This is a genomic window from Caballeronia sp. INDeC2, from assembly GCF_023631325.1.
Taxonomy (GTDB): domain Bacteria; phylum Pseudomonadota; class Gammaproteobacteria; order Burkholderiales; family Burkholderiaceae; genus Caballeronia.
In genome coordinates, this window is sequence record NZ_JALQDG010000003.1 from 859,802 (window position 1) to 872,842 (window position 13,041).

A 13,041-nucleotide genomic window follows, 5' to 3' on the forward strand; every position below is an offset into this window, starting at 1 on the left:
TACCCTCCGTCATCAATTCAAAACAGCGATATCGCCGTGCGTCTGACCTCGATAAAACTCGCTGGCTTCAAGTCCTTCGTCGATCCCACGCATTTTCAGGTCCCCGGCCAGCTCGTCGGAGTGGTCGGACCGAATGGCTGTGGCAAGTCCAACATCATCGATGCCGTGCGCTGGGTGCTCGGCGAGTCGCGCGCTTCCGAGTTGCGCGGCGAATCGATGCAGGACGTGATCTTCAACGGATCGACGGCGCGCAAGCCCGGCAGCCGGGCGAGCGTCGAACTCATTTTCGATAACGCCGACGGCCGCGCCGCCGGTCAGTGGAGCAGCTACGGCGAAATCGCCGTGAAGCGCGTGCTGACGCGCGACGGCACCTCCAGCTACTACATCAACAATCTGCCCGCGCGCCGCCGCGACATTCAGGACATCTTCCTCGGCACGGGCTTGGGCCCGCGCGCCTACGCGATCATCGGGCAGGGCATGATCTCGCGCATCATCGAGGCGAAGCCGGAAGAGCTGCGCGTGTTTCTCGAAGAAGCCGCCGGCGTGTCGAAGTACAAGGAGCGTCGCCGCGAGACCGAGAACCGTCTGCATGACACGCGCGAGAATCTGACGCGCGTCGAGGACATCGTCCGCGAGCTGTCGAGCAATCTCGAGAAGCTCGAAGCGCAGGCGGTCGTCGCGACGAAGTACAAGGAACTGCAGACCGAGGGCGAAGAGAAGCAGCGCCTGCTGTGGCTCCTGCGCAAGAAGGAAGCGGGCAACGAAGCCGAGCGTCAGCAGCGCGCGATCCGCGAGGCGCAGGTCGAGCTCGAAGCGCAGACCGCGCGTCTGCGTGAAGTCGAAGCGCAACTGGAAACGCTGCGTGTCGCGCACTACAGCGCAAGCGACGCGATGCAGGGCGCGCAAGGCTCGCTCTACGAAGCCAATGCCGAAGTGAGCCGGCTGGAGGCGGAGATCCGCTTCATCGTCGAATCGCGTAATCGCGTGCAGGCGCAGATTGCCGCACTCACCGCGCAGCGCGAGCAATGGCAGGTGCAGGCGCAGAAGGCGCGCGACGAAATCGACACCGCGACCGAAGCGCTCGCCGAAGGCGAGGAAAAGGCCGCGATCGCTGCGGATACCGCCGCCGCGAAGCACGACGCGCTGCCCGCGCTCGAAGCCCGCTGGCGCGACGCGCAGGCGCAACTGAACGAAGAACGTGCGGGCATCGCGCGCGCGGAACAGGCGCTGAAGCTCGAAGCGGCGCATCAGCGCAATGCGGATCAGCAGCTTCAGCAATTGCAGCAGCGTCAGGAGCGGCTCAAGAGCGAAGCGAAAGGGCTGGACGCGCCGGATGAAGCGCATCTCGAAGAGTTGCGCATGCAGCTCGCCGAAAACGAAGAGATTCTCGCTGAAGCGCAAGCACGCCTTGCCGATGCTCAGGAAACGGTGCCGCGTCTGGATGCCGAGCGCCGCGAAGCGCAAGAGCGCGTGCAGAAGGAAAGCGCGCAGATTCATCAGCTCGAAGCGCGCCTCGCCGCGTTGAAGCAGCTTCAGGAAAGCGTGCAGACCGAAGGCAAGATCCAGCCGTGGCTCGACAAGCACGAGCTCGGCGCGCTGCCGCGTCTGTGGAAAAAGCTGCACGTCGAGACCGGCTGGGAGGCGGCGCTCGAATCCGTGCTGCGCGAGCGTCTCGCCGCGCTGGAAGTATCGAATCTGGATTGGGTCAAGGCCTTCGCCACCGATGGGCCGCCCGCCAAGCTCGCGTTCTATTCGCCGCCCGTCGCGGGCAAGCAGGTTCAGACGGCCGATGGCTTGCGCCCGCTGCTGTCGCTCGTGCGCATCGACGATCCGGGTCTGCGCGCCGTGCTCAACGAATGGCTCGCCACGACTTTTATCGTCGACGATATCGCGCAGGCGCTGGCTTCGCGTAATCAGTTGCCGGATGGCGCCGCGTTCGTCGTGAAGGCGGGACATATCGTGACGCGCGTGGGCGTGCAGCTCTACGCGGCGGATTCCGAGCAGTCGGGCATGCTTGCGCGGGCCCAGGAAATCGAGAATCTCACTAAGCAGGTGCGCGCGCAGACGCTGCTGTCCGACGAAGCGAAAGCCAACGCCGTGCGCGCCGATGCCGCGCACACGCAAGGCTCGCAGACGCTCGCCGAGGCGCGCGCCGCCGCCGAGCGCGCGACGCAGCGCGTCCACGCATTGCAGCTCGACGTGCTGAAGCTCGCGCAGGCGCACGAACGCTACACGCAGCGAAGTACGCAGATCGGCGAGGAACTCGAAGAAATCGCCGCGCAGATCGAAGAGCAGCGTGCGCTGCGCGCCGAATCGGAAGCCGCGTTCGAGCGTCACGACGGCGAAATCGCGCAATTGCAGGCGCGCTTCGAAGACAATCAACTCGCGTTCGAATCGCTCGACGAAGAGCTGACGAATGCGCGCCACGAACTGCGCGAACTCGAACGCGCGGCGAGCGACGCGAGCTTCGCGGTGCGCGGCCTCTCCGCGAAGATCGACGAATACCGGCGCAACATCGACACGGCGCACGATCAGAGCGAGCGCATCGCGGGCACGCTGGAAGACGCCCGCGCCGAACTCGAGACCATCAACGAGCAGACCGCGCAAACCGGCCTGCAGGACGCGCTCGAAGTGCGCGCGGCGCGCGAGGAATCCTTGCATGCGGCGCGCGTCGAACTGGACGATCTCACCTCGCGTCTGCGTCAGGCCGACGAGCAGCGTCTCATGGCCGAACGCTCGCTGCAGCCGCTGCGCGACAAGATCAACGAACTGCAATTGAAAGAGCAGGCCGCGCGCATCAGCGGCGAGCAGTTCGTCGAGCAGTTGCAGGCGGCGGGCGTAGACGAAGCCGAGCTTGCGGAGAAGCTTACGCCGGACATGAAGCCGTCGTATCTGCAAGGCGAAGTCACGCGTCTGAACAACGCGATCACCGCGCTCGGCCCCGTCAATATGGCCGCGCTCGAAGAACTCGCGGCGGCGACCGAGCGCAAGCACTTCCTCGATGCGCAATCGGCGGATCTCAACGACGCCATCGGCACGCTGGAAGACGCGATCCAGAAAATCGACCAGGAAACACGCGCGCTGCTGCAAGGCACGTTCGACGAGGTGAACCGTCACTTCGGCGAGCTGTTCCCGCGTCTCTTTGGCGGCGGGCAGGCGAAGCTCATCATGACCGGCGACGAAATCCTCGACGCCGGCGTGCAGGTGATGGCGCAGCCGCCCGGCAAGAAGAATTCGACGATTCACCTGCTCTCGGGCGGCGAGAAGGCGCTCACCGCGACCGCGCTCGTGTTCGCGATGTTCCAGTTGAACCCCGCGCCGTTCTGTCTGCTCGACGAAGTGGACGCGCCGCTCGACGATGCGAACACGGAACGCTTCGCGAACCTCGTGCGCGCGATGGCTGCCAAGACGCAGTTCCTGTTCATTTCGCACAACAAGATTGCGATGGAAATGGCGCAGCAACTGATCGGCGTGACGATGCAGGAGCAGGGCGTGTCGCGCATCGTCGCCGTGGACATGGAAGCCGCGGCGGGTTTCGCGCAGAACGGCTGAAGCATCGCGGTTCGCAAAAGTTTCGATTGAGTGAAGGGCCGGACGGCGATCCGGCGGCGTGCGTCAAGGCGCGGAGTGGCGCGCATCGGCCAGGCGGCGGCGACAAGCCGGAACGCGGCGCGATGCGTGCGACAGATCGCGCGGCGCTTCGTAATCTAAAAGAATGATGGAGCCTGCATGGACGAGTTGACACTCGGTTTGATTGGAGCCGGAGCCGTGGTGGTGGGCGGCGTGGTGGTGTACAACGCGTGGCAGAGCGCGAAGGTGCGGCGCAAGATGCCGCGTCCGATGCCCGACGAAGCGGCCGATGCGCTCGCGCGACAGGACGCCGACGACGAACAGCCGTTCATCGAGCCGGTGCGCCAGTCGCGGCGCGAGCCGGTCGCGGGCGATGTCGATGGCGCCGACGATCAACCGCGCGATACGCGCGTCGAACCGAGCTTCGGCGGCGTGAATCCGCCGCCGGTCGCGCCCGCCGACACGGCCGTCGATCTCCAGGCCGAAGCGACGTCCGCCAACGGGGCCGCGCAAGAAACCGAAAGCAGCATCGAGGATGAACGCACCGAACCGGTGTTGCCCGCCGCGACCACGATTTCGTCGGCGCTGCCGGCGGTGGTGGATCGGCGCATCGACTGCGTCGTGCCGATTCGCCTCGCCGCGCCGGTCGCGGGCGATCGCGTGATTCCGCTCGCGCAGCGTCTGCGTCGCGCTGGCACGAAACCCGTCACGATCGAAGGCAAGGCCGAGGGCGACGCCGCCTGGGAGTTGCCGCGCAACGGCATGCGCTACGAAGAGCTGCGCGCGGCTGCGCAACTCGCGAACCGCAGCGGCCCGCTCAACGAGCTCGAATTCTCCGAGTTCGTGACGGGCGTGCAGCGCCTCGCCGACGCCATCGACGGCGCGCCCGAGTTTCCCGACATGATGGAGACCGTCGGCATGGCGCGCGAGCTCGACGCGTTCGCCGCGCAATGCGACGCGCAGCTTTCGATCAACATCCTCTCCGACGGCGCGCCGTGGTCCGCGAACTACGTGCAGGCGGTGGCGTCGCAGGATGGCCTTCTGCTGTCGCGCGACGGCACGCGTTTCGTGAAGCTCGACGCGAAGCAGAATCCCGTCTTCATGCTCCAGTTCGGCGACACCAACTTCCTGCGCGACGACCTCACCTATAAGGGCGGGCAGATGATCACGCTGGTGCTCGACGTGCCCGTCGCCGACGAGGACATTCTGCCGTTCCGCCTGATGTGCGATTACGCGAAGTCGCTGTCGGAGCGCATCGGCGCGCGCGTCGTCGACGATCAGCGGCGGCCGCTGCCCGAATCAGCGCTGCTCGCCATCGAAAAGCAGTTGATGACGCTGTATGCGAAGCTGGAGCAGGCGGGCATGCCGGCTGGTTCGCCCGCGACGCGGCGTCTTTTCAGCCAGTAAGCGTTCGACGCGCAGCTGGCCACGCGCGCTCGCTGCAAGAAAATCGCGCCCCGGCCGGGGCGCTTTTGTTTGCATGCGCGACGCCGCACCGACGCCCGCACTTAGGCCGTTCGGCCGACGCCACGATTTAGCGATCTTCTGCCACAATCGAACGGTCGGTTGACTGACTCATCCACTTTCTCGAAGCCGCATGTCCCGAACAACAAAAGCCGAGTCCGCCGTTTCCGCCAGGTCGGAAGCCGCCGTGCCGAGTGCCGACCGTCCGGCCGAGCGCGCGGCGTGGCTGCGCTCGGAACTGGAGCGCGCGAATTACGCGTATTACGTGCTGGATCAGCCGGATCTTCCCGACGCCGAGTACGACACGCTCTTCAAGGAGCTTCAGGGCATAGAGTCCGATCACCCGGACCTCATCACGCCGGATTCGCCGACGCAGCGCGTGGGCGGCGAAGTGGCCGAGGGTTTCACGCCGGTCGTCCACGACGTGCCGATGCTCTCGCTCAACAACGGTTTCGCGGACGAAGACATCGTCGCGTTCGACAAGCGCGTGTCCGACGCGCTGGGCCACACGCCCGTCGAATATGCATGCGAGCTCAAGTTCGACGGCCTCGCCATTTCGCTGCGCTACGACGACGGCCATTTCGTGCAAGCCGCGACGCGCGGCGACGGCGCGACCGGCGAGGACGTCACCGCGAACGTGCGCACCATCCGCTCCATTCCGCTCACGCTCAAGGGCAAGAACGTGCCGAAGCGGCTCGACGTGCGCGGCGAAGTGCTGATGTTCAAACGCGATTTCGAGCGCCTGAATGCGCGTCAGCGCGACGCCGGGCAACGCGAGTTCGCGAATCCGCGCAACGCGGCGGCGGGCGGCTTGCGTCAGCTCGACCCGAAGATGACCGCGCAACGCTCGCTGTCGTTCTTCGCTTACGGCATCGGCGTGCTGGAAGGCGCCGAGATGCCCGCCACGCACACCGCGCTGCTCGACTGGTACAAGGAACTGGGCTTGCCGGTGAACGCAGAGCGCGCGGTGGTCGAAGGCGCGGACGGTTTGCTCGGCTTCTTCGGCAAGATCGGCGAGAAGCGCGACAAGCTGGCGTATGACATCGACGGCGTCGTCTACAAGGTCGATCGCCGCGACGAGCAGGACAAGCTCGGCTTCGTGTCGCGCGCGCCGCGTTTCGCGCTCGCGCACAAGTTCCCGGCGCAGGAAGCGCTGACCGAGTTGCTCGCCATCGACGTGCAGGTCGGCCGCACGGGCGCGATTACGCCGGTCGCGCGTCTTGCGCCGGTGTTCGTCGGCGGCGCGACGGTCACCAACGCGACGCTGCACAACGAGGATGAAGTCCGGCGCAAGGACATCCGCATCGGCGATACGGTCACGGTGCGGCGCGCGGGCGACGTGATTCCCGAGGTGGTCGGCGCGATTCTCGAGCGCCGTCCCGCGGATGCGCGCGAATTCGTGATGCCGACGGAATGCCCGGTTTGCGGCTCGAAGATCGAGCGACTGCCGGACGAGGCCATCGCGCGCTGCACGGGCGGGCTTTTCTGCCCGGCGCAACGCAAGCAGGCGCTGTGGCACTTCGCACAGCGCCGCGCGCTCGACATCGACGGGCTGGGTGAGAAGATCATCGATCAATTGGTCGAGCAGAACCTCGTGCGCACGCCCGCCGATCTGTTCAATCTCGGCTTCTCGACGCTCGCCGCGCTCGACCGCTTCGCCGACAAATCCGCGCAGAACCTGATCGATTCGCTGGAGAAGGCGAGCAAGACGACGCTCGCGCGCTTCATCTACGCGCTCGGCATCCGGCACGTGGGCGAATCGACGGCGAAGGATCTGGCCAAGCACTTCGGCTCGCTGGATCCGATCATGAGGGCATCCGTCGAAGAGCTGCTCGAAGTCAACGATGTCGGCCCGATCGTTGCGGAAGCGATTCACAACTTCTTCAGCGAAGAACACAACCAGCATGTGATCGAACAACTGCGCGTGAAGGTGTCGTGGCCGGAAGGACCGCCCGCGCCGAAGGCGCTTCAGGGTGTGCTGGCCGGCAAGACCGTCGTGCTGACGGGGACGCTGCCCACGCTCGCGCGCGAGGAAGCGAAGGAAATGCTGGAGGCGGCCGGGGCGAAAGTGGCCGGCTCGGTTTCGAAGAAGACCGACTACGTCGTGGCGGGTGCGGAAGCGGGCAGCAAGCTCGCGAAAGCAGAGGAACTCGGTGTGCCGGTTCTCGACGAAGACGGCATGCGTAAGCTTTTGGAAGGAGTCACTCCATGATTCGCGAAATCCTGAAGATGGGCGATCCGCGGCTGTTGCGTATCGCGCAGCCGGTCGAGCATTTCGACACCCCCGAACTGCACGCGCTCGTGCAGGACATGTTCGACACGATGCACGACGCCAACGGCGCGGGCCTCGCCGCGCCGCAGATCGGCGTCGATCTGCAGGTGGTGATCTTCGGCTTCGGGCAGAACGAGCGTTATCCGGACGCGCCGTCGGTGCCGGAGACGGTGCTCATCAATCCGATCATCACGCCGAACGGTCACGACATGGAGGAAGGCTGGGAAGGGTGCCTCTCCGTGCCGGGCTTGCGCGGCGCGGTGCAGCGCTTTTCGATGATCCGCTACCAGGGCTTTGACCAGTACGGCAACGCCATCGAGCGGCTCGCCGAGGGTTTTCACGCGCGCGTCGTGCAGCACGAGTGCGACCATCTGATCGGCAAGCTCTATCCGATGCGTATCACCGATTTCTCGAAGTTCGGCTTCACGGAAGTGCTCTTTCCGGGGCTCGACCCGGCGCGCGACGACTGACGCTGCGCAGATCGCCCCGCAGGGAAATCGCACGGAAGGCCGCTTCGGCAGAAGCGGCCTTTTTTTATGCGAACGTCCTCGAGTTGCCGCTGATTTCCGGCTGACGGAACAGGACGACGTGCTCCGGATTCGCCGATGCCTGGAGGCGTCCGTCGGGCAGGCGGGCGATGACCATCTCCCCGACGCCGGGGCTCATCACCACGACTTCGTCGCGCAAGGCGAGCAGGGCTTCGAGCCGTCGTCGGCCGCTCACGATCTCCAGACCGGTCCCTGTCTCACGAACGATGATCTCAACTGACATGGCCAATTCTCCATCCATCAATGTCGTTTCAATGCTGCTGATCCTGTTGCTGTCCATCTGAACGGCGAGGCCGTTCGTAATGCGCATCCGCCTGACCGGTGTAACGGATCGACGATTCATTTTCTTTAGTCAAAAAGCGGCTGAAAATGAAAAGGCACGACCGGAATTGCATCGTGCCGATTTTTTCGCTGGAACGTCGTATTTTTGCGACGCAACAGACGTCCCACGCACGTTCTATCGGACGTGCGTCGGGACTGTCCGGTTTGCTCAGAAGGTCTCGTCCTGGGCGAGATAGCGCCATTGACCGGCCGGCAACGCGCCGAGCGTGACGCGGCCCATGCGGATGCGCTTCAGGCCGACGACATCCAGCCCGACCAGTTCACACATCCGGCGAATCTGCCGTTTTTTGCCTTCGCGCAGCACGAAGCGAAGCTGTTCGCCGTTCTGCCAGCTCACTTGCGCCGTCTTGAGCGGCACGCCGTCGAGTTCGAGGCCGTGACGCAGAAGCGCGAGTTTCTCCGCAGGCAGGTGTTGCTCGACATCGACCGTGTGCTCGCCGAAGCGCACGCGCACGAGGTATTCCTTATCGACTTCAGAGTGTCCGCCGATCAGTTGCTTCGCGATGCGGCCGTCTTGCGTCAGCACGAGAAGCCCGGTCGAATCGATGTCGAGACGGCCCGCCGGCGCGAGCGTGCGCAAATGTCCCGGCGCGAAACGGATGCCCGAGCGATCTTCGTCCCAGTGATTGGCCGGGTTGATGAGCGTGACTGCGGGTTCGTAGCCGTCTTCCGCTTGGCCCGACACGTAGCCGACAGGCTTGTGCAGCAGGATCGTGACGAGCTGCGACTGTGCCGAACGCGCGGCGGGGAGGATCTCGACGTTCTGCGTCGGACGGATGCGCGTGCCGAGCGTGTCGATGACTTCACCGTCGACGAGCACCCAGCCTTTCTCGATCCATTCGTCGGCTTCGCGGCGCGAGCAGAGGCCTAGTTCCGACATCACTTTGGATAGGCGTACGAGGCCGTCGTTGTGGTCGCGGTGTTTGGGTGCGGACTCGAGTGCAGGTTTGTCCGCTTCGGCGCGCTCGTCGCGTTTGGTGAACGGGCGGTCGTCGTCGCGGCGTGGGGGGCGCGCTCCCGAAGTGCGATTGTCGCTCGGTTTGAACGGGCGATCCCCAGTCGATTTTCGCGGGCCGCGATCGCCGAATGCGGGGCGCGAATCGTCGCCGCGTGGTTTGAACGGGCGACGTTCGTCGCCGCCCGATGGGCGTTCGCCGCGTGCCGGCGGACGGCCTTCGAACGATTTACGCGGGTCGCGATCGCCGAACGCGGGGCGCGAATCGTCGCCGCGTGGTTTAAATGGGCGACGTTCGTCGCTGCCCGATGGGCGTTCGCCGCGTGCCGGCGGACGGCCTTCGAACGATTTACGCGGGCCGCGATCGCCGAACGCGGGGCGCGAATCGTCGCCGCGTGGTTTGAACGGGCGACGTTCGTCGCCGCCCGATGGACGTTCGCCGCGTGAAGGCGGACGGTCTTCGAACGATCTACGCGGACCCCGATCGCCGAACGCGGGGCGCGAATCGTCGCCGCGTGGTTTGAACGGGCGACGTTCGTCGCTGCCCGATGGGCGCTCGCCGCGCGCAGGCGGCCGGTCTTCGAACGGCTTGCGCGGACCGCGATCGCCGTAGGCGGGACGCGAATCATCGCCACGCGGTTTGAACGGCCGACGTTCGTCGCTGCCCGCCGGGCGCTCGCCGTGTGACGGCTGACGGTCGTCGAACGACCTGTGCGGACCACGCTCGCCAAAAGAAGGACGGGAGTCGCCACCGCGCGGTTTGAAAGGGCGACGCTCGTCGCCGCCCGCCGGACGCTCGCCGCGTGAAGGCGGACGGTCTTCGAACGATCTACGCGGACCACGATCGCTGAACGCGGGGCGCGAATCGCCACCGCGCGGTTTGAACGGGCGGCGCTCGTCGCTGCCGGCTGCCCGCTCGCCACGCACCGGCGACCGCCCTTCGAACGATTTACGCGGACCACGATCGCCATAAGAAGGCCGCGAATCATCGCCGCGCGGCTTGAACGGTCGACGTTCGTCGCCACCCGCTGGACGCTCGCCGCGTGAAGGCGGCCGTCCTTCGAACGACTTCCGCGGCCCACGATCCCCAAACGCAGGCCGTGAATCATCCCCCCGCGGCTTGAACGCGCGTGCTTCGCGCTTATCGGTCGTCGGCTGGTTCGCACGCTTCGGGCGCGCCTCTTCCGGCGCGGTTGGGCGAACAGGCTTGCGCCCGGTGGCCGTGCCGGTTCGCACCGGTGAACGCGTCGCCGAAGTGGGACGCGGATGTTTGGCTGTCAGTTTGACGCGCATAAAGTCTCAGGCTGCGATCGCGCGCAGCAACTCGGTTTCCACCTGGATCTGCGTGCGGTTGTTCGACAGGCTCTTGCCGTCGAGCAGGAACACATCCTCGACGCGTTCGCCGAGCGTGTTGATCCGTGCCGCCTGCACGCCGATCCGGTGTTGCGCCAGAACGCGCGCGATGGAATAAAGAAGGCCCTGCCGGTCGTTGGCCGACACTGACAGGATGTAGTACTGGCCGCGGTCGTCGGGACGCAGGTCCACACGCGGCGTGATCGGAAACGTGCGCACGAGCCGCGATACACGGCCCTTCGACGGTTCCGGCAAAATGCGCTCGTCCGCGAGCAGCGCGGCCAGTTGCTGCTCGACGAGATTGGCGATGTCGCGATAACTTCCATCGTGATCCGGATGGGCGACGAGGAAGTTATCGAGCGCGTAGCCGTGGCGGGTCGTCGTCACGCGCGCATCGAGCACGGAGAGACCGTTCTTGTCGAAATACGCGCAGATGCCGGCGAAAAGATCGGGCCGATCCTTCACGTACACGAGCACCTGCAACGCCGCGCCGATGGGCGAGGGCCGCGCGCGCACGATCGGCTCGTCGCTCTCTACGTGCCGGTAGAGCACGCGCGTCTGCCACGCGATGTCGGCCGGATCGTGGCGCAGGAAATAGCCGACGTCGAGCTGATCCCACAGGCGCTTTTGCGCGTGCTCCGGCACGGTTTCCAGCCGCAGCAGCGCGAGCGCCGCTTCCTGGCGCGACTTGAGCTCCGAATGCGCATCCGGCTGCGCCCCGCCGAGCACCGCCTGCGTCGCACGGAACAGGTCTTCGAGAAGCTTGCCTTTCCAGTTGTTCCAGACTTTCGGACTCGTGCCGCGGATATCGGCGACGGTCAAAAGGTAAAGCGCGGTGAGCCGCCTCTCCGTCTTTACCACCGACGCAAACTGCTTGATGACTTCCGGATCGCTCGTGTCCTGCTTTTGCGCGACCTGGCTCATCGTCAGATGCTGCTGCACGAGCCAGATGACGAGCTCGGTATCTTCGGCGCCGATGTCGTGCTCGCGGCAGAAACGCCGGGCGTCGGCCATGCCGAGCGTCGAATGATCGCCGCCGCGGCCCTTCGCGATATCGTGGAAGAGCGCCGCGACGTAAAGCACCCACGGACGCTCGAAGTTGCCCATCAACTGGCTGCAGAACGGATACTCGTGCGCATGCTCGGCGATCGCGAAGCGCCGCAGGTTGCGCAGCACCATCAGGATGTGCTGATCGACGGTGTAAACGTGATAGAGATCGTGCTGCATCTGCCCGACGATGCGCCGGAAGTTCAGCAGATAGCGCCCGAGCACGCTCGTCTGGTTCATCAGGCGAAACGCATGCGTGATGCCTTCGGGCTGCTTGAGGATCTCCATGAAAAGCCGGCGATTCTCCGGGTCGCGCCGCCAGTCGCGGTCCATCAGATCGCGTGCGTTGTAGATCGCCCGCAGCGTACGCGCGGAAAATCCCTTGATGCCGCGCGTCTGTTCGTATAGCAGGAACGCTTCGAGAATCGCGTGCGGCTCGCGCTCGAACACATCGTCGCGGGCGATTTCCAGCATGCCTTGCTTCTCGACGAAGCGCCCGGAAATGACGCGCGTGATGCCGCTCGTCGACGGGAAAAGCTGTGCCTCCACATTCTGGATCAGGATGGTCGCGAGCTGCGTGACCGCCTTCGCCGCCCAGTAGTAGCGGCGCATCAGTTGCTCGCTCGCACGCTTGGCCGTTGTCGCCTTGAAGCCGAAGCTTTCGGCGAGCGGCGTCTGCAGATCGAACACGAGAATGTCCTGACGGCGCTTCGCGATCACGTGCAGCCGCGCGCGCAGCGCTTTCAGAAAGCCTTCGTTGCGGCGCAGTTCGCGCGCTTCGCGCTCGGTGATGAGCCCGCGCGCATCGAGTTCGCGCCAGCTGCTGCCGAAGCCCGCCGCGCGCGCGATCCACAGAATCAGTTGCAGATCGCGCAGGCCGCCGGGGCTTTCCTTGATGTTCGGTTCGAGGCTGTAGGGCGTGTCCTGGAACTTCGCGTGACGCTGGCGCATTTCCAGCACTTTCGCCTGGAAGAACGCGCGCGGATCGAGCGTCTCGCGATAGCGCGCGGCAAAGCGCTGAAAGAGCGCCATGTCTCCGCAAATGCGCCGCGCTTCGAGCAGCGAGGTTTGCACGGTGATGTCGTTGCCGGCCTCGGCGATGCATTGCTCGACCGAGCGCACGCTGCTGCCGATATCGAGTCCCAGATCCCACGCCATCCCGATGAAACGCTCGACGCGGCCGTTCAGGTCAATATCGCTGGTTTGCGCCGACGTCTCGGGAAGAAGCACGAGGATATCGACGTCGGAATAGGGCGCGAGCTCGCCGCGCCCATAACCGCCGACCGCGACGAGCGTCGCGCCGTCCGGCATGTCGCAGGCGGCCCACGCGCCCTTGAGAGCGTCGTCGGTGGCGCGGCCGAGCGCGTGCATCAGCGGTTCGACGTTCGACGCCGCCCCGAAGCGTTCGATGAGCGCCGCCTTCGCAGCCTTGTAGGCAGCGCGCAGCGTTTCACAGGGCGTGGCGACGGCGGCGGTTACGCTCATGGAAG

The 13,041-nt window shown here is 65.5% G+C and carries 7 protein-coding genes; 4 read left to right on the forward strand and 3 right to left on the reverse strand.

Annotated features, from left to right (window positions below; translation table 11 throughout):
* Positions 1-36 precede the first annotated feature (36 nt).
* The 4 genes from smc to def all read left to right on the forward strand — a co-directional run bounded on the left by smc (position 37) and on the right by def (position 7,776).
* Positions 37-3,552, forward strand: coding sequence for a chromosome segregation protein SMC (gene smc / locus NCS28_RS05860; protein ID WP_250512899.1), 3,516 nt, complete (start codon positions 37-39; stop codon positions 3,550-3,552).
* A gap of 177 nt (positions 3,553-3,729) precedes the next feature.
* Positions 3,730-4,977, forward strand: a complete 1,248-nt coding sequence (locus NCS28_RS05865) for a cell division protein ZipA C-terminal FtsZ-binding domain-containing protein (protein WP_250512900.1) — start codon at positions 3,730-3,732, stop codon at positions 4,975-4,977.
* Positions 4,978-5,167: 190 nt separating this feature from the next.
* Complete coding sequence (ligA, locus tag NCS28_RS05870; RefSeq protein WP_250512901.1) at positions 5,168-7,246, forward strand: NAD-dependent DNA ligase LigA; 2,079 nt, start codon at positions 5,168-5,170, stop codon at positions 7,244-7,246.
* Complete coding sequence (gene def / locus NCS28_RS05875; RefSeq protein ID WP_250512902.1) at positions 7,243-7,776, forward strand: peptide deformylase; 534 nt, start codon at positions 7,243-7,245, stop codon at positions 7,774-7,776. Before ligA ends, def begins: the two co-directional genes overlap by 4 nt.
* A gap of 64 nt (positions 7,777-7,840) precedes the next feature.
* Here def and NCS28_RS05880 read toward each other — a convergent pair whose 3' ends face one another.
* From NCS28_RS05880 to NCS28_RS05890, 3 genes are all read right to left on the reverse strand, one after another.
* The gene (locus tag NCS28_RS05880; protein ID WP_250512903.1) at positions 7,841-8,164 is read right to left on the reverse strand and encodes a hypothetical protein; all 324 of its coding nucleotides are present in this window, start codon (positions 8,162-8,164) and stop codon (positions 7,841-7,843) included.
* A gap of 180 nt (positions 8,165-8,344) precedes the next feature.
* Entirely contained in the window at positions 8,345-10,444 is a 2,100-nt protein-coding gene (locus tag NCS28_RS33515) for a pseudouridine synthase (RefSeq protein WP_250512904.1), read from the reverse strand.
* Positions 10,445-10,450: 6 nt separating this feature from the next.
* Positions 10,451-13,036 carry a [protein-PII] uridylyltransferase gene (locus NCS28_RS05890; protein WP_250512905.1) on the reverse strand — a complete coding sequence of 862 codons (2,586 nt, stop codon included), beginning with the start codon at positions 13,034-13,036 and terminating at the stop codon, positions 10,451-10,453.
* Positions 13,037-13,041 lie beyond the last annotated feature (5 nt).

What these genes read in the sequence shown, in the direction of transcription:
- NCS28_RS05865 (WP_250512900.1), top strand. Translation starts at nt 3,730, where the DNA reads ATGGACGAGTTGACACTCGGTTTGATTGGAGCCGGAGCCGTGGTGGTG.
- ligA (WP_250512901.1), top strand. Translation starts at nt 5,168, where the DNA reads ATGTCCCGAACAACAAAAGCCGAGTCCGCCGTTTCCGCCAGGTCGGAA.
- def (WP_250512902.1), top strand. Translation starts at nt 7,243, where the DNA reads ATGATTCGCGAAATCCTGAAGATGGGCGATCCGCGGCTGTTGCGTATC.
- NCS28_RS05880 (WP_250512903.1), bottom strand. Translation starts at nt 8,164, where the DNA reads ATGCGCATTACGAACGGCCTCGCCGTTCAGATGGACAGCAACAGGATC.
- NCS28_RS33515 (WP_250512904.1), bottom strand. Translation starts at nt 10,444, where the DNA reads ATGCGCGTCAAACTGACAGCCAAACATCCGCGTCCCACTTCGGCGACG.
- NCS28_RS05890 (WP_250512905.1), bottom strand. Translation starts at nt 13,036, where the DNA reads ATGAGCGTAACCGCCGCCGTCGCCACGCCCTGTGAAACGCTGCGCGCT.